This is a genomic window from uncultured Flavobacterium sp., from assembly GCF_963974175.1.
In the GTDB taxonomy this organism is placed as follows: domain Bacteria; phylum Bacteroidota; class Bacteroidia; order Flavobacteriales; family Flavobacteriaceae; genus Flavobacterium.
This window is the reverse complement of record NZ_CAXBBR010000001.1, coordinates 490,328-509,800: the sequence shown is the minus strand read 5'-3', so window position 1 is coordinate 509,800 and position 19,473 is coordinate 490,328. Positions and strand designations below refer to the sequence as shown.

General features: G+C 36.1%; 17 protein-coding genes and 1 tRNA gene. 11 read left to right on the top strand and 7 right to left on the bottom strand.

Features of this window, described 5'->3' with window-relative positions:
* Nucleotide 1: 1 nt before the first annotated feature.
* From AAC069_RS02245 to AAC069_RS02200, 10 genes are all read left to right on the top strand, one after another.
* Nucleotides 2-1,216, top strand: a complete 1,215-nt coding sequence (locus tag AAC069_RS02245) for an efflux RND transporter periplasmic adaptor subunit (protein ID WP_339918892.1) — start codon at nucleotides 2-4, stop codon at nucleotides 1,214-1,216.
* A 174-nt stretch (nucleotides 1,217-1,390) separates the two neighbouring features.
* The gene (locus AAC069_RS02240; protein WP_339918891.1) at nucleotides 1,391-1,870 is read left to right on the top strand and encodes a DUF305 domain-containing protein; all 480 of its coding nucleotides are present in this window, start codon (nucleotides 1,391-1,393) and stop codon (nucleotides 1,868-1,870) included.
* Between the two features lie 46 nt (nucleotides 1,871-1,916).
* Nucleotides 1,917-2,435: an AraC family transcriptional regulator gene (locus tag AAC069_RS02235; protein ID WP_339919018.1), complete on the top strand. Its 519-nt coding sequence runs from the start codon at nucleotides 1,917-1,919 to the stop codon at nucleotides 2,433-2,435.
* Nucleotides 2,436-2,521: 86 nt separating this feature from the next.
* Nucleotides 2,522-5,083, top strand: coding sequence for a heavy metal translocating P-type ATPase (locus tag AAC069_RS02230; RefSeq protein WP_339918890.1), 2,562 nt, complete (start codon nucleotides 2,522-2,524; stop codon nucleotides 5,081-5,083).
* A 52-nt stretch (nucleotides 5,084-5,135) separates the two neighbouring features.
* On the top strand, nucleotides 5,136-5,789 hold the full coding sequence (locus tag AAC069_RS02225) for a membrane or secreted protein (protein WP_339918889.1): 654 nt from the start codon (nucleotides 5,136-5,138) through the stop codon (nucleotides 5,787-5,789).
* A gap of 26 nt (nucleotides 5,790-5,815) precedes the next feature.
* Nucleotides 5,816-5,953 (top strand): hypothetical protein, encoded by a 138-nt coding sequence (locus AAC069_RS02220; RefSeq protein ID WP_176980539.1) that lies wholly within the window; start codon nucleotides 5,816-5,818, stop codon nucleotides 5,951-5,953.
* A gap of 24 nt (nucleotides 5,954-5,977) precedes the next feature.
* Complete coding sequence (locus AAC069_RS02215; protein WP_339918888.1) at nucleotides 5,978-6,364, top strand: DUF302 domain-containing protein; 387 nt, start codon at nucleotides 5,978-5,980, stop codon at nucleotides 6,362-6,364.
* 74 nt (nucleotides 6,365-6,438) lie between these two features.
* Nucleotides 6,439-8,925 carry a multicopper oxidase domain-containing protein gene (locus AAC069_RS02210; RefSeq protein ID WP_339918887.1) on the top strand — a complete coding sequence of 829 codons (2,487 nt, stop codon included), beginning with the start codon at nucleotides 6,439-6,441 and terminating at the stop codon, nucleotides 8,923-8,925.
* Nucleotides 8,926-9,127: 202 nt separating this feature from the next.
* Nucleotides 9,128-9,607 carry a hypothetical protein gene (locus tag AAC069_RS02205; protein WP_339918886.1) on the top strand — a complete coding sequence of 160 codons (480 nt, stop codon included), beginning with the start codon at nucleotides 9,128-9,130 and terminating at the stop codon, nucleotides 9,605-9,607.
* Between the two features lie 326 nt (nucleotides 9,608-9,933).
* Nucleotides 9,934-10,005 (top strand) — tRNA-Glu (locus AAC069_RS02200).
* 167 nt (nucleotides 10,006-10,172) lie between these two features.
* On the opposite strand, the gene AAC069_RS02195 is transcribed toward AAC069_RS02200, so the two are convergent.
* The 4 genes from AAC069_RS02195 to AAC069_RS02180 all read right to left on the bottom strand — a co-directional run bounded on the left by AAC069_RS02195 (nucleotide 10,173) and on the right by AAC069_RS02180 (nucleotide 15,824).
* Nucleotides 10,173-11,342: an MFS transporter gene (locus AAC069_RS02195; RefSeq protein ID WP_339918885.1), complete on the bottom strand. Its 1,170-nt coding sequence runs from the start codon at nucleotides 11,340-11,342 to the stop codon at nucleotides 10,173-10,175.
* Between the two features lie 69 nt (nucleotides 11,343-11,411).
* Nucleotides 11,412-12,863, bottom strand: a complete 1,452-nt coding sequence (locus tag AAC069_RS02190; RefSeq protein WP_339918884.1) for an NAD(P)/FAD-dependent oxidoreductase — start codon at nucleotides 12,861-12,863, stop codon at nucleotides 11,412-11,414.
* Nucleotides 12,864-13,120: 257 nt separating this feature from the next.
* Entirely contained in the window at nucleotides 13,121-14,965 is a 1,845-nt protein-coding gene (locus AAC069_RS02185; protein ID WP_339918883.1) for a cystathionine beta-synthase, read from the bottom strand.
* 157 nt (nucleotides 14,966-15,122) lie between these two features.
* A complete protein-coding gene (locus AAC069_RS02180) occupies nucleotides 15,123-15,824 on the bottom strand; it encodes a hypothetical protein (RefSeq protein WP_339918882.1) in 702 nt (233 codons plus the stop codon).
* 446 nt (nucleotides 15,825-16,270) lie between these two features.
* Between AAC069_RS02180 and AAC069_RS02175 the strand changes: the two genes are divergently transcribed.
* Nucleotides 16,271-17,803, top strand: a complete 1,533-nt coding sequence (locus tag AAC069_RS02175; protein WP_339918881.1) for a hypothetical protein — start codon at nucleotides 16,271-16,273, stop codon at nucleotides 17,801-17,803.
* Nucleotides 17,804-17,995: 192 nt separating this feature from the next.
* Here AAC069_RS02175 and AAC069_RS02170 read toward each other — a convergent pair whose 3' ends face one another.
* The 3 genes from AAC069_RS02170 to AAC069_RS02160 form a co-directional block, all read right to left on the bottom strand.
* The gene (locus AAC069_RS02170; RefSeq protein WP_339918880.1) at nucleotides 17,996-18,178 is read right to left on the bottom strand and encodes a hypothetical protein; all 183 of its coding nucleotides are present in this window, start codon (nucleotides 18,176-18,178) and stop codon (nucleotides 17,996-17,998) included.
* Between the two features lie 82 nt (nucleotides 18,179-18,260).
* Nucleotides 18,261-18,626 (bottom strand): hypothetical protein, encoded by a 366-nt coding sequence (locus AAC069_RS02165; protein WP_339918879.1) that lies wholly within the window; start codon nucleotides 18,624-18,626, stop codon nucleotides 18,261-18,263.
* A 161-nt stretch (nucleotides 18,627-18,787) separates the two neighbouring features.
* Nucleotides 18,788-19,120 (bottom strand): YegP family protein, encoded by a 333-nt coding sequence (locus tag AAC069_RS02160; protein ID WP_339918878.1) that lies wholly within the window; start codon nucleotides 19,118-19,120, stop codon nucleotides 18,788-18,790.
* Between the last annotated feature and the right edge of the window lie 353 nt (nucleotides 19,121-19,473).

Genomic DNA, 19,473 nt, shown 5'->3' with positions numbered 1-19,473 from the left:
TATGCAAAAGGTAAAAAAAATCAGTTTACTATTAGTGGCATTTGTTGTCTTAATGGGCTGTAATGATAAGAACAAGGAAGACCATAGTGAACATGAGGACGGAGAAAGCACGTATTACACTTGCTCTATGGATCCCCAAATTAAGGAAGATAAGCCTGGAAAGTGTCCTATTTGCCATATGGAATTAACCCCAATGAAAAAGGATAATTCTGCCTCTAATGAAATAGCACTTAGTGACCAGCAAATAAAATTGGGAAACATAACTACCCAAAACATAGAAGAAAGCAATAGCAGTCTGGAAGAAAACTATACAGGTGTTTTAACAATTAATCAGGAACAAATCAAAACCATTTCAGCAAGAGCGATGGGGCGAATTGAGAAATTGTACTTTAAAACTACGGGTGATTATGTTACAAAAAATCAAGCTATTTATCAATTATACAGCGAAGATATAGCGATTGCCAAACAGGATTATTACGCTGCGTACTCGCAATTGGCTATGCCTGGTGATTTTGGAAAAAATGCGAAAAGCATGCTTCAAGCTGCCAAACAAAAACTATTGTTCTATGGTTTATCCAATGCGCAAATTGAAAGTATTAAAGGCAATGCCCAAATTTCACCATACACTACTTTTTATAGTACATATAGCGGATATATTTCGGAGATAGCGGCTACAGAAGGTAGTTATATCATGGAAGGCGGCGCAATAATTAAGTTGGCTGCCTTAAGTACGCTTTGGCTTGAAACGCAAGTAAACGTGAGTTATGCAAAATCATTAAAAATTGGACAAAGTGCTACGGTTTCTTTTACAGATTATCCCGCTAAAGAAATGCAGGCAAAAATTTCATTTATTAATCCTGAGATTAATCCAGACTCTAGATTGCTATTGATTCGAATGGAAATTGCCAACCCTAATTTGTTTTTAAAACCGGGAATGCAAGCAGTGGCTAAATTAACTCAATCGAATAAGAAAGGATTATTTATTCCAACAGATGCTGTTATTAGGGATGAAAATGCCACGTATATATGGGTTGAAAAAAGTCATGGCATTTTTGAAAATGTAATGGTTGAAACCGGGGTGGAAGCCAATGGAATGATCGAAATCAAATCGGATTTAGATAGTACGAAGAAAGTCGTTGTTACCGGTGCTTATGCCATTAATAGTGAATATATATTCCGTAAAGGGAGTGATCCCATGGCGGGGATGAAGATGTAATAGGAAGCAAAGCATAATAGGCTGTTTATTAATAGGTTAAAATGTTAAAATAAGCTAACTTAGTTCTGTTATAATGAGCTTTGAAAGTATTTTTGATATTAAAATTATTATAAAAAGGACATTATCCGAAAGTTAAATTGATTAGCAATCAAAAACTCTAATTAAAATAGAATCATGGAAGAAAATAATACACACTTAAAAACTAATCCTTATGTGAAATTTGCCTTAATAATGGCCGTTTCATTTGTCGTTATGTATTTAGTCATGTTTTTAAATGTTGCTGAATTCAGTCACATTTATAATAGTATAACTCGCTTTTATATGACTACTTTAATGATTGCTACAATGGCAATTACAATGTTAATATCGATGTGGAAAATGTATCCAAATAATAAAGTCAATGTAATGATAATAGTCTTTGCTGCTACTACATTTCTTGGAACACTTTTTCTATTAAGGACACAAACTTTTATTGGAGATGTACAATATATGAAAGCTATGATTCCTCATCACTCATCAGCTATTATGACTAGTAGTAATGTCGATTTTAAAGATCCAGAGGCTAAAAAATTAGCTGAAGATATAATTGAGGCTCAAGAAAGAGAAATTAAGCAAATGAATGAAATGATTATTCGTCTCGAAAGCAAAAAATAATAAAGTGAAAATTTATATAAAAAACATGGTTTGTGGTCGTTGTGAAATGGCAGTTTCGGCAGAATTGGAAAAAATGGGGATTTCTATTCTTGCGATACAATTAGGGGAAGTAGAAATTGCAACTGATTTGGACGAAAGTCAAATACAACTGCTGTCAAAAAACCTGAGCTTGCTTGGTTTTGAATTGTTAGATGATAAGGAAAATAAGACTGTCGAAAGGATTAAAAATTTAATAATCGATTTAGTACATTATAAAAAGGAACAACTGAAAAGTAATTTGTCAAATTATTTAGCCGCCGATTTAAGGCAGGATTACAGTATTTTGAGTAAGCTATTTTCAGAAAAAGAAGGAGCAACAATTGAACATTATTTTATTGCTCAAAAAATTGAACGGGCAAAAGAACTATTAATCTATAACGAAATGACGCTAAGTGAAATCGCATTTCAGCTCAATTATAGTAATGTAGCACATTTAAGCAATCAATTTAAAAAGACTACCGGTTTTACCCCGACCCATTTCAAGCAATTGAAGGATAAAAAGAGAACACAGATTGATGAATTGTAAATTATACAAAGCTTACCCAGAATTGTGTAACAAAATAAAGTAGTCTCATTCGGATATTTGTAATGTTAATTTAAAACTGCAAAGAAATGAAACATACCTATACCATTACCGGAATGAGTTGCGATGGTTGTCGCGGCAAAGTGGAGAAAATACTAAATGCTATTGAAGGGGTAGAGGCTATTGTTTCGTTAGAGCCCCCAGTAGCTACCATCACAATGGATAAACACATTCCGACTACACAATTGCAAGAAGCCTTAGCCGCTGCCGGGGATTATTCTATTGAGATGAGCAAGCCAGTAGCTGCTGCAGAAAAAACTACAGAGGAGCCGACTGCGAAATCTTGCTGCGGTACTACAAAAGATCAACAAGACAAAGACGGTCATCAACATCATAAAGAGGAAGCTGGAATTCCTGAGAATGCGGCAGGGAAATATTATTGTCCCATGCATTGCGAAGGCGATAAAGTATATGACAAAGCGGGAGATTGTCCCGTTTGCGGAATGGATCTGGTAAAAGCACCCGATTTAATTCCCGCGAAAACAATGTACACTTGTCCCATGCACCCTGAAATAATCCAGGAAGGGCCGGGTTCTTGCCCGATATGCGGAATGGATTTAGTACCTATGGAGCCTAGCGAAAGCGAAGACAACAAGACGTATCTTGACTTAGTACGTAAAATGAAAATAGCCGTTGTTTTTACCCTGCCTATTTTTATTATAGCGATGTCAGAAATGATACCTAATAATCCGTTGCTGAAGATAATGGACACCTCGAGTTGGAACTGGGTGCAGTTTGCCTTGTCGCTTCCGGTCGTTTTTTATGCTACTTGGATGTTTTTTGTACGTGCCTGGAAGTCGGTTATTACATGGAACTTAAATATGTTTACCCTGATCGGAATTGGTTCCGGTGTGGCTTTTCTATTTAGCCTGTTTGGCTTATTTTTTCCCGAACTCTTTCCAAATGAATTCAAAACAGAAAGCGGAACGGTACATCTATATTTTGAAGCAACAACGGTGATACTAACCTTGGTTTTGCTAGGTCAGCTGTTAGAGGCTAAAGCACACAGCAGAACCAGCGGTGCTATAAAAGAATTATTGAAATTAGCGCCCACGGTGGCCACTTTGGTCATTGACGGAAGCGATAAAGTTATTTCTGTTCATGATATCAAAAAAGACGATTTACTTCGGGTGAAACCAGGTGAAAAAATTCCTGTTGACGGAAAAATTACCGATGGCGAAACTACTATCGATGAATCTATGATTTCGGGTGAACCCATTCCCGTGGATAAAAAAGCAGACGATTCTGTTATTGCAGGAACAATTAACGGGAACAAATCTTTTGTTATGGTTGCCGAGAAAATTGGTTCAGAAACCTTGCTTTCGCAAATTGTACAAATGGTAAATTCAGCCAGCCGTTCTAGAGCGCCAATACAAAAACTGGCCGACAGAATCGCTAAGTATTTTGTACCAATAGTAGTGGCAGTTTCAGTAATCACCTTTTTTGTTTGGGCAAAATTTGGCCCTGAGCCAGCAATCGTTTACGGATTCATAAATGCAATTGCTGTTTTGATTATCGCTTGTCCTTGTGCTTTAGGATTAGCAACCCCCATGTCAGTGATGGTAGGAGTGGGTAAAGGAGCGCAATCTGGAGTCTTGATAAAAAATGCGGAAGCCTTAGAAAATATGAATAAGGTAAATGTTCTGATTACTGATAAAACGGGAACAATTACCGAAGGAAAACCTTCTGTAGAAAAAGTATTTTCGACTGAAAATAAAGAGGAAGATTTGTTGCAAATGATTGCTTCGTTGAATCAATATAGCGAACATCCTTTGGCGGAAGCCGTAGTCAATTTTGCAAAAGCGAAAAAGGTTACTTTATTAGAAGCGAAAGACTTTGAATCCATCACAGGAAAAGGAGTAGTTGGAACCGTAAATGGTAAAAAAGTCGCACTTGGAAATGCAAAATTGATGGAGCAAAACAATTCGAAAACTTCAGATGATTTAACCGCAAAAATAGTAGCCGAGCAGAAACTTGGAAAAACAGTGTCTTATATTTCTGTAGACACTCAGGTTTTGGGTTATGTAACAATAACAGATGCTATTAAAAGTACGAGTGTGGCGGCAATAAAGGAATTAATGAATCAAGGAGTCGAAGTGATTATGCTTACGGGCGATAATGAGAACACCGCCAAAGCAGTCGCTGACGAATTACATTTGAGTTCGTTTATAGCGGGTTGTCTGCCGGAGGATAAATTAAAGGAAATTAAAAGATTACAAGACCAAGGTAAAATTGTAGCTATGGCAGGAGATGGAATTAATGATGCTCCAGCATTAGCACAAGCTGATATAGGTATTGCGATGGGAACTGGAACCGATGTAGCAATAGAAAGTGCCAAAATAACTTTGGTTAAAGGAGACTTGCAAGGGATTGTAAAGGCTAAAGCACTGAGTCATGCCGTGATGAAAAACATCAATCAAAATTTATTTTTTGCTTTCTTTTATAATGTACTCGGAATTCCAATCGCAGCAGGGGTTTTATATCCTTTTTTCGGCCTCTTGCTTTCGCCGATGATTGCTGCTTTGGCAATGAGCTTTAGTTCGGTTTCCGTTATTGCAAATGCACTGCGACTGCGAAATTTGAAGTTGTAATACTCTAAAGTACATTTTTAATATAAAAATTTTAATCTCTAAATAAAACACCATGAAAACACTACAGAAATTTGCATTTGCATTCGGTTTAATTGGACTATTGTATTCCTGTCAGTCAACAAATCAGGTACTTTCAAAATCAGAGAAGAGAACCGAAATCATGAACACTATCGCCAATGACGAAATGATGTCAAAAGAGATGATGGGTGCGTTGATGAGCAGCAAAAGCGGTAAAATGATGATGATGAAAGAACATCATGTTGTAATGATGGAGAAGATGAAAGAAAATCCTGAAATGATGAAAAGTATGATGCCGGAAATGATGAAAATGATGAAGGGTAACCCTGAAATGATGAAAGGCATGATGGCAGACATGATGAAAAATAATCCGGAAATGATGAAAGAAAGCCATGCTAAAATGATGGGGATGATGAAAGAAAATCCTGAAATGATGAAAAGTATGATGCCTGAAATGATGAAAATGATGAAGGATAATCCAGATATGATGAAAGGTATGATGAAGGGCATGATGGAAAAAGCTAAAAATGATGATGCTATGATGTCCGATATGTGTAAATCAATGATGGATAATCCAGAAATGATGAAAATGATGGAGAAAATGAAGGCAGAAAAAATGGATAAGAGTAAAATGAAAGCGATGGATAAAAAAATGGAAAAGAAAGAAGATCATAAAGCCCATCATTAATTTTTTAACACTAATACCTTGAAATTATGGATAATACAGGACATGGAGGAATGCATATGGATGGCTACTCATTTATGGGAATGCATTGGTTTTGGTGGGGCTCGATATTGATTTTTGCATTGATATTATTAGTGACAGCCCACCGATATAGAAAAAGAAAATAAATTTAATTTTAAAAATAAAAAAGCATGGAATATTATTTCAGTAAAACAATTAACGACAGTTTCGAAAATGCAATCGTAAAAGTTACGGAAGCGCTTAAAGAGGAAGGATTTGGAATATTAACAGAAATCGACTTAAAAGCAACACTAAAGAAGAAACTAGATGTGGACTTTTATAATTACACCATTCTGGGTGCCTGCAATCCGCCTTTTGCGTACAAAGCATTATTGGCGGAAGATAAAATAGGAACGATGTTGCCATGTAATGTGATTGTTCAGGAAAAAGTAAAAGGTCAGATAGAAGTTTCGGCGGTTGATCCGGCAGCTTCTATGCAAGCGGTAGAAAATACTGAACTTGTGGGAATCGCAACAGAAATCAGAGACAGCCTAAAAAAAATAATTAATAATTTGTAACCGTTTTTTTTGTAACGGTAAAACGTATCACGCAAGTAAAATAGCATTGAAGATTAATAATTAAAAATAATAAAATGAATACTTTTAAATATATAGCATTGTTAATTTTGATTGTATCTCAATCTATTTTTGGTCAGGCAGTAGAAGGAAACGTTGATAATCTTCCTGTGAAAGAATATACACTGACCATTAGGGAGGAAGTAGTTAATAAAGCAGGAGTGGCGGTAAAAGGAATGACTGTAAATGGAAGCATACCGGGTCCGGTATTGGATTTTACGGAAGGAGAGTATGCTGTTATTTATGTAAAGAATGAGATGAATATGGAAACATCCGTTCATTGGCATGGTATAATACTGCCTAATTTTTATGACGGAGTTCCCTATTTGACTACTCCGCCTATTAAGCCGGGACAAACGCTGAAGTACGAATTTGCTATAAAACAAGCGGGAACTTATTGGTATCATTCGCATACCATGCTGCAAGAGCAGAGTGGTGTGTATGGGTCTATCGTTATTCATCCCAAAAAAGAAACATTAGTGTACGATAAAGAATTGGTACTCATGTTATCAGATTGGACTAATGAAAAACCACTGAACGTACTCCGAACTTTAAAAAGGGGGTCAGAGTGGTATCAAATAAAAAAAGGTACTGCAACTCCGCTCAATAGAGTTATTGCAAGAGGTGCCTTCGGAGCGCAATTAAACTTTTGGAGACAGCGTATGGTAGGTGCTGATATTGCCGACATCTACTATCCTGCATTTTTGATTAATGGAAAACAGTCCGTTGACTATCCCGATTTTAAACCTGGAGAAAAGATAAGAGTGCGCATTATTGATGGCGGTGCTTCTACTTCTTTTTGGATGACTTTTGGCGGAGAAGATCCAATACTGGTTTCGGCAGACGGTCAAGACGTAGTGCCAGTTGTAAAAAACAAAACATTTATTGGAATCGCAGAAGCCTATGATTTCATTGTTACCATTCCACAAAACGGTAAAATTGAATATAGAATTACGGCACAGGATGGTTCAGGTACCGCTTCGGCATTTCTAGGAAGTGGTAAAACCTTAGCGGCTCCAGTTGTTCCAAGACCAGATAAAATTGGCATGATGCAAAAGATGGCGAAGATGGACATGAAAATGGGAGCTCATGCAATAAAGTACCGTCCGAAAAAAGACGAACGTTTCAAAATAAAGAACGAATATGGCATGCAAATGGATATGTCCAAGGATTCTAAAATGAAGGGAATGGAAATGGATCATTCTAAAATGGAAGGGATGAAAATGGACGACGTGAAGCACAACCAAATGGATATGCCCAAAGATTCTACAATGAAGGGAATGGAAATGGATCATTCTAAAATGAAAGGGATGAAGATGGACGACATGAAGCACAAGCAAATGGATATGCCCAAAGATTCTACAATGAAAGGAATGGAAATGGATCATTCGAAAATGGATCATTCGAAAATGAAAATGGATGGTATGCAAGAAAACCATGCGGTAGTAGCTGATTCTAAGAAGGGAAGCGAAATGAAAATGGAAGGAATGGATCTGTTTTCAGAATACAATTATGATTACCTAAGATCACCGGTAAAAACGAACTATTCTGCTGATGCGCCTGTGAAAGAAATCCTGTTGAACCTAACGGGAAATATGCAGCGCTATATCTGGAGTATGAATGGTGTGCCGCTAGCTGAAACTGATAAAATAAAAATTGAAGGAGGGCAGGTTACAAGAATAACATTGAATAACCTAACCATGATGCATCACCCGATGCACTTACATGGTCATTTCTTTAGAGTTATCAATAAAAACGGAGAATATTCGCCTTTAAAACATACCGTAAATGTGCCTCCAATGGGGAATGTCACAATAGAATTTTACGGAAATGAATATGGAGACTGGTTTTTCCATTGTCATATATTATATCATATGATGGGCGGTATGGCACGAGTTTTTAGCTATGATACACCAAGAGATACGCGTATGAAAGGGTTTCCTGTAGCTAAGTTAGTAGCTGAAACCAACAGATATTATTCTTGGGGTATGGTAGATGCTGCATCTCATTTTACGGCTTTACAATTAACGGCTTCCAACCTGAGAAACCAATTTAACGTGTCCATGGAATATGGATGGAACAAAAACCTGGAGGGAGAAGTTACCTACGAAAGATATTTACATGATTACTTGAGGGTTTTTGGTGGTATAAACATAGAAAATGAAAAGGAAGATAGTTTTGATACGTTCAAGACCACGGCAGTCGTTGGGATTCGATATTTGACTCCTTATTTATTTAATCTTGATGCGAGAATTGATAATGAATTGAGACCGCGAATAGCATTAGGAAGAAGTATAATGATATTCCCTAAATTTTCAGTGTTTGGATATTATGAATACAAACTGGATTTAGGCTTGGTGAATGATCTTCCGGTAGCGAAAGACTACACCTCAGATACTGTTTGGAGCGCTGGTGTCGAGTATATGTTCTCAAAAAACTTTTCAGTAATGGGAAGCTATGATAACCGTTTCGGTGCAGGTGGCGGGTTGTCCGTTAGATTTTAAATCGATAAGCGTAGATTTATTTACGAGCCGGATATAAAGTATAGAAATAATTATTTCAGATTATGGTCATTGGTTGTGGAAGGGATTTTGAAATAGTGTACTCTGCGATACAACAACCTAACAGAGGAAGAAATAAAAAAAGACAAGAGTTTCACTAGTAGGCTAATTAATAAATAGTAATCTTTAATTAAATTCAAATAGTATGAGAACAGTAGTAATTATTTTTTCGGTAATCAGTTTGGTAGCATTAAGCAGTTGTAACCAAAAAACGGACAGTAAAGCAATTCTTGAAAACTCGGAATCAAGGACTGAAATTTTTGACGCCATTGCTAATAATCATGATTTTATGACAGAATTCATGGGGAAAATGCAAAATAATCCACATGCTATGCAAATGATGCAAGGGAATAAAATGATGATGGGCAATTCGATGGGATCTACCGATATGCAAATGATGATGAAAGACAGTACGATGACAAAAAATTTCATGCACGGGACGATGGCTAATCCAGAAATGATGCAATCCATGATGGGTGAAATGATGAAGGACGGCAAAACCATGACTGCCATGATGCAAATGATGCAACAAGGTGGTATGATGAGTAAAGAATGTATGCAATCAAGCATGAAAATGATGGATAGCAAAGGAATGCCAATGATGAATGATGCTAATAAAAAGTAGCTTGAATTTGTTAATAATTAGAAGTCAAAAGACTATGAATGGTTAAAGTCATGGTTATTAGTAAACTTCAGACAAATGGAACAAGTGCGCTGCGCATGTTTTAAAAATAAGAAAAGCTATGATGTGATGTCATAGCTTTTTTGCGTTGTGTCTCGCTGTTGTTTTTATAGATTTTTTTTTCGTATTGCTTTTTTGTGCTAAGTACTAATTATGAATTAATTACAATTTGCTAATAGAAAAATGCTGATTTATTATCACTGGTTGTAGGATTTGGTTTTGCACATCTCAAAAATAGTTCTATTTTTGCACCTGGAATAGAGAATAAAGGCCCGTTCGTCTATCGGTTAGGACGCATGGTTTTCATCCATGTAAGAGCGGTTCGATTCCGCTACGGGCTACAATATTTGCAGGTTGCAATTCAGATCTTCTGAAAGTTGACTTCGCCATTTGATTTTGTAAATTAATTTCAATTTACCTCTTAAAAACATAAAGTAAGCCTCGAAAATTAAACCTTTCGAGGCTTTTTTGTTGATGGCGAAAGTGTTTTTAAATCCCACTAAATTATCTATTCCATTTTTTTGCTTAACGCCAATAATCCTAAAATAGGACCAATAGCTAAACAAATATAAATATAGTTTGTATCTGTTACTGTTTTCAATCCACTGATTAATTGAATACTAATTATTGTAATTGCAAAGCCAATACTATTCACAATTGTAAGGGCGGTTCCTTTTATTTCTGCAGGAGCATTTTGAGCGACTAATGTCGATAAAAGTGGAGAGTCAGCAACGACGACCATTCCCCAAAAAAGTAAGAAAGTAATAAAGAGAGTTGCTGATTGAACTATAAATAGAAAAGGAAAAACAAGACAGCAAGTACAAGACAGTAGTAGTGATATAAATGCAATTCGTTTTGCGCCGAAGGTCTGAGAAAGATAGCCACTAAGTATGCAAGCAAGTCCGCCAATACTAATAATGAGGAAAGACAAAATAGGAATATTAAAGGTTGTTTCTGGATGTAAGTCGCTATATGTTTTAAGCATTAATGGTGTAAATGCCCAAAAAGCATACAACTCCCACATGTGACCAAAATACCCAAAGGCAGCAGAACGTAAGTTTTGGTTCCTAAATATACCAAAGAAAGCAGACAAGTTAATGCCTTGGCTTTGTTTTCGATAAGGGCCATCAGGAACGAAAAGGGAAATCATCAAACCACCCAGAACGGCAAGGGAAGAAGTGGTGAGTATCACTAGTTTCCATGGGAATGAATTTGTTAACCCTTTTAATAAATGTGGAAATGCGGTACCAATTACTAAAGCGCCTACTAAAAACCCCAGCGATTTACCAAGCCCTTTGTCAAAATAGTCAGCGGCTATCTTCATTCCAACAGGGTAGATTCCAGCAAGAAAAAAGCCAGTTAGAAAGCGGATAGAGAGCATCGTAGTCAAAGTGTTGCCTTCCCATAGTATGCCTAAATTGCATATCGCTCCAAGGAGTGCACTTATCAAAAATACTTTGGAAGGAGAAAAGCGATCTGCTATTGCTAATACTGCAAAAACTAATGTTCCTAATATAAAACCAAACTGTACGGATGAGGTTAAGTGACCAATTGCAGATTCAGTAAGACCAAAATTGATTACTAAGTCGCTCATCACAGCATTACTTGCAAACCAAAGAGAGGTACAGCAAAACTGAGCAACGACAATTATAGGTAGTATGGTTTTTATGCGGTTCATTTAGAAAGTTACTTATCGTTAACTAAGGATACTATTTTGATATGATATTCGAAGGTTTTTTAACAGCCTTTATTTAAAAAAGCTGATTCGTTTGTCTTTAACGGCATCCAGTCTAAGCATTTTATAATCCAGAATATAGTTTTGGTATATGCGCCAAGGGGCTTTATTTCCCTGACTGGGAAGCATATTGGCTGCCCTTGTAATGTATCCAGAGTTCAGGTTGAGTAATGGAACTGGTTTTAAATTAGTCTCGGTTACTTTTGCCTGTAAAGATTTGTAATTATGTTTGTCCAAGTACTTCAATACGCGAGAAATATATTCACTGGTAAGGTCACTTTTTAAAGTCCAAGAAGCATTGGTATAACCAACAAATATAAAGAAGTTGGGAAGATCACTTAACATTAGGCCTTTGTAGACAAAAGATTTTGAAACATCAAATGGCTTTGAATCTAATTGAATTTTCACTCCTCCAAACGCCACTAAATCAAGTCCTGTTGCCGTGATGATGATATCGGCAGCTAGTGTCTCCCCCGATTTTAATAAAATCCCATCTGTTAGAAAACGATCGATATGGTCAGTAACTACTGATGCTTTCCCTTTTCTGATAGCTCTAAAAAAATCTCCGTTTGGGGCGATGCAAAAACGTTGTTCCCATGGATTGTAATTTGGTATAAAATGGGGGTCGACAGGAAAGTCACCTAGACCTTTTTTAGCACCTTTTATAATGAAGTTTTTCATTCTTTCAGGATAGTACTTACAGAGATTGAAAAAGACAATAGTGTATAAAATGTTTTTATAGCGGATCAATCGATACGCTAGTTTTTTTGGGAATAGGCGTTTCAATCGAGCGGCAATCTTGTCTTTATTGGGCAAAGCAGCAATATAAGTTGGCGATCTCTGCAGCATAGTAACCTGTGCGGCTTCAGCGGCAAGCTCGGGGACAATGGTGACAGCAGTCGCTCCACTACCAATTACAATGATCTTTTTGTCAGTAACATCTAAGTTTTTAGGCCATTTTTGAGGATGGATTATTTCTCCTTTAAAGCTGGTTTGATCCTTAAATTCGGGGGTGTACCCTTTGGTATAATTATAGTAACCGCTGCAACTAAAGATAAACTGGCAGGTGTAAACCGTTTCTTCGGCTGTTGCAGTATTTACAGTAGTTACCGTCCATAATTTCTCTTTTGTATCGAAGTTATAAGAAAGAGCACGCTGCTGGTAGATGATATGATCGCGTACCTTATATTCGTCAGCGGCTTCATTTATATATTTCAAGATAGAAGGTCCGTCAGCGAAAGACTTTTGGTCTTCCCACGTTTTAAAGGAATAGCCAAAGGTATACATATCAGAATCAGAGCGAATACCGGGGTATTTAAACAAACTCCAGGTACCGCCAAGTTCTGTTCTTGCTTCTAAAATAACATAGGTTTTATTGGGGTTTTTACGAGACAAGTGACAGGCAGCCCCTATACCGGATAAGCCTGCTCCTATTATGATAATATCGGTATGAGTTGTATTCATATTGTTATTTTACTATTAAATGCTGTTGCAAAATACGAAATACAATTAACAAAAAAACACCATTATATCATAAGAGCTAATGGTGTTTGTAATTTATAAGATGATTTTTTAAAAGGTCAAGTCAGGAGGCTTTTAGCAGCTGAGTTTAATTCTAAAGTTTTTTAAATATTTGACTTCAAGGTTCCTCTTTTTCCTTCGCTATGTTAGCGGTTAGAATGAGAAGTCTTTGGGTAAGACGGAACGGCTTATAGCATGTTTTACATGCTTTTAACAAATTTCAAAAAGACTTTTTTATGTAGTTCAAGATCCATATTAGGAGAAAGTGAGGCACGCACAATATAATCTTTGTCACCTTCTTTAGTCGTCCCTTGAGTAGATGTCGCAGGTATGGTCCAGTAACATCCTTTTAATTGTCCGTAGCTCACGCAGAACTTACTTTCATTAGGGATTTCTGTAATCATCAAATTGATTAATTTTAAATTCAAGTCTCTTTTATGTGCTTCTTTTTCTTCGTTAGTATTCCCCTTAGTAGGAAGATCTAACGAGAAAACAGAAGGGGTAAACCCTTGCTCTGCTAATGCTTCTGAAACAAAATTAATTTTTGCCTCGGGTAAAGTAGCTTTGATAAAGTTTACAAAATCACGTGTGTTTTTATAAGCATCAACGATTCTTTGATTCATTGAAGGCAATTGTTTGGCTAGTATTTCATATTGCAAAGCTGTAGCCTCATTATCGCATAGGTCTAGATGCAAGGCTATTTTTCCCATCAAAGCACCCGTTTTTTTATTTCCTACACAGTAGCCAGCAGTACATTGCCCACCACTAGGGAATTTTGACCCACTAGCAAATGAAATTGTTCTAACAGTTGCAAGAATATCCTCTTCGCCTAAAAAGTGAACATTGGGGCAAAATGTTTGATCTAAAATAAAAACGGGATCTATCGCTATTGTGCCGGCAGCCGTTTTGCGTTCTTGACTTAAAACATTTTTTAAATCTATAAGATTTGGCACTTCAACTCTTGGGTTTGTTGGAATCTCAGCAATGATATAAGGAACTGCATCTTCATTAGCAATTTGGGTTAAAACAGTATCAATACTTTGCACCATGTCGTTGTCACCATCCACTAGTAAATCCACTATTTCAACATTGTCAATGCAAGCAGCAACACGTCGTGCTTGGTCGTTTGTTCCTCCATAACAATTTGGAGGGACAATGATTTTAATCGCTTTTCCTTTATGTTTTTCAACGGCATCATGAATTAACCCCATTAAAATCGCATACTGAATAGATAATCCACTAGAAGCAACTAATGGCTTTGTACTCGAATTCGTAATTGTTTTAATCGAATCTAAGACTGCTTTTTTATCTGCTTCAATATTACTTTCTGTAGTTTCAATAAGAGATTGTGCTACTAATGACTTCAAAGCCGTAAGAGAATCAGCAGGTGTCATTGCAATGGTTTCTCTTCTTCTTACATGCTGAATATCTGAAATGTAACTTTCGTTTTTCTCTCCATTTACAAATAAAACACTTCCTAAGTCACCATGAAGACTGATGAAAAAATCAACACCATTAGGAATGTCAATTACACCAAATTTTTCTTCTTTCGAAATTAAAACGGTACTGCCATTAAATACTGGAATAGCTTCTGTATTCTCAATATGTTTTAAATCAAAATGATAACCGTAGATATTTTTTATTACATCAACATCAAAAAAATCAGGTAGTTCACCAGTATATAGGACTTGGGTATTTCTATTATCTAATAAATTTTTTCTTAGCACTGCCAAAACAGGGACTGTCTTTGACTCAAAACTGATGACATTTTCTGCTTTTAGATTATTTACCTTGGCAATTGACCATTCAAGTACACATGATAAAGGATGTCCTAGCCGAATATAGTCGTAAGCAGTGGGTAACGCATTTAAAGCTGAAGATTCCGAATTATTGTTATTGTATAAGGCTTCAAACTGATCTAAGAATTGCGTTTTAGCCAGTTTTTCGTCATAAATATCTAGTCGATGCGTTGTTGTACTCAACCAGCCAGCTGGCATATTTTTTAATACTTCTTTTATATAATTTAGCATTTTATTGTCTTTCATGATTTTATCTTTAGATAGACCGCAATTTACGTTAATTAGATTTATTTTATAGGATTGCCAGCGGTTTTGTTGGTATTAAGTCTAACGGAAATGTATGTAAAAAGTGGATGAGTTTGTTATTCTTTTAGTTTAATCGTACTTTAAAGTGAAATCGATTTTAGTACCGTTGAAATTCGTATTTATAATTTGTTGCATCTCTAAATTCGAAGTCAATATGTTTTTTATTGGCTAGCTTTTGAAGTTTTGAATATTCATAAAATTGTACTGTGTCCATTCTAGTTCCCGCTATTTCTTTTGTGTAACCATTAGTAGAATACTGAAATTTTTCTGTCCAAGGCTCTTTGAGGTCTTCGTTGTAATGAAGTCGTTTAATTTCTCTTCCTTTTGAATCGTAAAATACAGAATCAGTTAGTTTCATTGCATTTTCTGGATTTGGATTATTAGTTGGAAACATTTCCCAACTGTTAGTCGTTATGACTTCTAGATTTCCAGTTTTATGATATTTTCGAATGAATCGTACCGCTGAATCCGATTCATACCTGGTCTGTGTCTTCATCTTATTTTTTAGATCGTATTCGTAAACTGAAAATTGTCTAACTACGCAAGTATCTTGTTTTTCGAAATAATCACAGTCGGTTTCCTTAATTTTTTTCCCGTTCTGATACGCTATACTGACAATTCTATTGCTTCTTACATTTCCAAAGTTTCGTTCTAAGATTTTATTTCCATTTTTATCAAATTCTACAACTCGACTTATAGTTGAATTGGTTTCGTTGTTAGTGTACTCCGTTATTGATTTAATTTTTGGAGAACATCCAAGTATAAAAGTCAGGAGTGTTAATTGGAGGATTTTTTTCATACTAGCATTGTGTGTAATTTGTGGATATGTCTGATCAAATACGACTGATCTACTTTTATGTATACAGATTAGTCTTACAAGTATCATCCTTTTTCATTCCCTCAAATATAACAATTATTTAGACAGAATATTGATTTTCTGTTTTAATGGGGAGCAAGAAGCAAAAGGTCAGTTTCTTTAAGTTTATTAAGCGGTGTTTCGATTCGAAGCTTCGTTTTTCCTCGTGAAGAGAAAGGTATTTGTTTGTTTTACAAGCTATTATAAAAAGATATAAATCAATCTTTTTTCCCTTGTTGTTCTGTGTGATGTCGCGTTCTGAGGTTAAAATCGCTACCTACTTTCATTCTGTTTTAAATCCTTTCCTTTCCTTTTTTATTAAATAAATTAGGAAATCAAGCTTTTGTTTATTTATATTTGTTTAACATTAATAAGAAAAACTTAAACAAATGAGAAATTTTAGAAAAAGCATTTTAGCGATTGTGATGGTGACTCCCTTCCTCTTTAGTAGCTGTAGTAAGGATGATGCTCCCATGGTAACGATAGTCAATTCACAAGTCTACGATCTTGGTGCAGTTGGGAATTCAGGAATATCTGGAACGGCTAAGTTCATTGAAAACAGTGATGCGACTTTAAGTATAGAATTAGAATTACAAAATACTCCTCAAGGAGGTTCTCATCCTGCACACATACACCTTAACACTGCTGCTGAGGGAGGCGCAATAGCATTAACCTTGAAAGCAGTGGACGGAACCACTGGAAAAAGTACAACCACTTTTAAAACACTTAATGATGGTAGTGCCATTACTTACCAGGCGTTACTTGCTTTTGACGGATATATAAATGTTCATTTGAGTGCCGACAAATTAAGCACTTTAGTTGCGCAAGGTGACATTGGACAAAACGACCTTACTGGAGTTTCTAAAGTTTTTCCTTTGGGAAGTGTTGCTGTTCCAGCAATATCTGGTACTGCGACATTTTACAAACGAGTGAATGGCGAAGCTTTGGCCGTTGTAAAGTTGAGTAATACTCCTGCTGGCGGTTTACATCCAGGTCACATCCATGCAAACACAGCTGCGCAAGGAGGAGGAATTGCATTTACCTTTAATGCAGTGAATGGAGACACTGGAATTAGCACAACTAATGTGGCTAAGTTAGATAACGGTAGCGCTTTCGGATACGATCAAGTACTTGCTTATAATGGATATATTAATTTTCACAAAAGCGCGACTGAATTGAGTGTCCTAGTAGCTCAAGGTGATATAGGTCAAAATGAATTAACTGGTAAAAAAATGAGCTATGTTTTAGCCCAAAAAGACGTTCCAGGTATTAGTGGTACTGTTGAATTCGCTGAACGAGTTAATCAAACTACTTTAGTAACTATTAAACTTGTAGGTACTACTGCAGGAGGAAGTCATCCTGCGCACATTCATGAGAATAATATTGCTACAACAGGTAATATCATTGCAGGTTTGAATCCTGTAGATGGAACTACCGGAATTAGCAAAACGCAAGTATCAGCTTTAGTGGGCGGTGCTGCAATCACCTACACTCAGTTTTTAACTCGTAACGCATACGTTAATGTTCATTTAAATGATGGTGCTGGTTTGTCCACTATTGTTGCTCAAGGAAATATAGGTTCAAACGTGGGAAGTGCGGAAGCAAAAACATATAATGTTACGGCTAGTGGAACTACGGCTTATGTTTTTAACGGTGAAGGGCTTACAAACTCTAATAATCCAAACTTTACGTTTAAAAGGGGAAGTACATATACTTTTAATGTGACTGCTGCAGGGCACCCTTTCTATTTGAACTCTGTTCAAGGTACGGGAACTGCTAATGCATACAACTCTGGAGTTACAAATAATGGGGCGGTATCAGGATCAATTACGTTTACTGTTCCTATGAATGCACCAAACACGCTGTATTACAACTGTCAATTTCATGGTTCTATGTTTGGAACGATTACGATTACAAATTAATGTTAGTATTGAATATTTGATTATTAAAAAGGGGAAATGATAAAACATTTCCCCTTTTTTAATTTATGGAAAACAAGAAACAGAAGTTCAGTTTCTTTAATTTTAGTAAGCAGTTTTTTGATTCGAAGCTTCGTTTTACTCAGTAAGAGAAAGATATCGAGGTATTTCACAAGCTATTTATAAATTTCAATGTCAATCTTTTTTGTCTTGTTGTTCCGTGTGGTGTTGCTTTCTGAGGACAGATTCATCTCCGATGTTCATGCCGTTTGACATTCCTATCATAAAGGCGGTAATAAATAGCATTAGTTTTCTTTTCATCCATAGAGTAGGTCGTTTAGAGGACTCTAAACGTGTTGTATTGTTGTGTTTATACATGGTGTAAATGATAAATGATTAGACATTTTTTTATCATCGTTATGCATTGAATTGCATAAATGCTTAGAAAATAAAATCTGTTCTAGGCTATGTATAAACTGGAATAAGGATTGCTTGAAGTATATATTTTACTCAGAAAAACCTGTTGTGCATTGATTGCACTAATGCTTTGATAAAGGACAATTCGCAATTTTAGTAGCACTTTAGTTTGAAGACTATAAATATCTTCCAACTGCAGCTGTGCCAAAGGAATTGGCAATGAAGTTTTCTCAGATGAAAATATCTGATTGAAAAGGTATGATTTAGAGTTATTGAAATCCTTTCTAATCGTGAGGTACGAAATCTGATCGTAAGGGGTTGTATTTGAGCGAGAATCTAAAATACCATCATTCACCATCAGACCAAAAGCCAGAAAGAGAGAAAAGAGATATTTTAAATATTTGGTCAATTTATTTGATTCGAATTATACTTCAAAAGTACAAAAGAAACTCTTTGTTAATTACTGGATTTTTATTTTTTTTTTAAATTCCGATCGCGCAGTTTTGCTACAGTCGTTAGCGCATATTCGAGCGATCGGTTTTTTTATGAACTTAAGTCTGTAAAATCAACTTAGGCTGTCTGATCATCGATTGTTGCCTCAGCAGCATTATTCTTAACCGATTCAATTCCTTTGTCTCTTGATGCCGCGCTTGAATAAATTTCACTCGTTCCGATGACCTGATGATTAGCTGCTTTCAAGTTGAAGTACGGCTTTCCGATGGACGATTCTTTGCGGTCGTAGTTCGCGTCTTCCGAGGCGTTTTTGCGCACAGATTCCATTCCGTTTTCGCAGGCTGCTCGAGAGTTATATGCTTCGCTAGCCAGAATGATCTCGCCGTTTCCTGCTTTCAAGTTAAAATGGAACGATCCATTTTCCGATTTAGTAATTACAAATTTTCCCATAATAATATAGTGTATTGATTAGTATAAATTTAGGAAAAATATCGTTGTAAGGAAAATAAAAGTGATTTAATTTATTTTTGAAAAAAACATCCGATCGGGCAGTTTTACCACAGTCGTTAGTGCATATCCGAGCGATCGGGTTTTTATTTTTTAATTTGCGAGTGACAATTGGGAATTTTCTTTATGAGATTTACTATCGCAGCTGGCGCGAGCGTCTCGCTCGTGCCCATAATCAAACTCAATTGCTAATTATTTTAAAAGTAGCATACTCATTAATTAATTAAATTTCTTGTTCCTCTTTTTTAAGCTTTGTGTTCACGAGCGAGACGCTCGCGTCATCAGGGGTGCTGTTA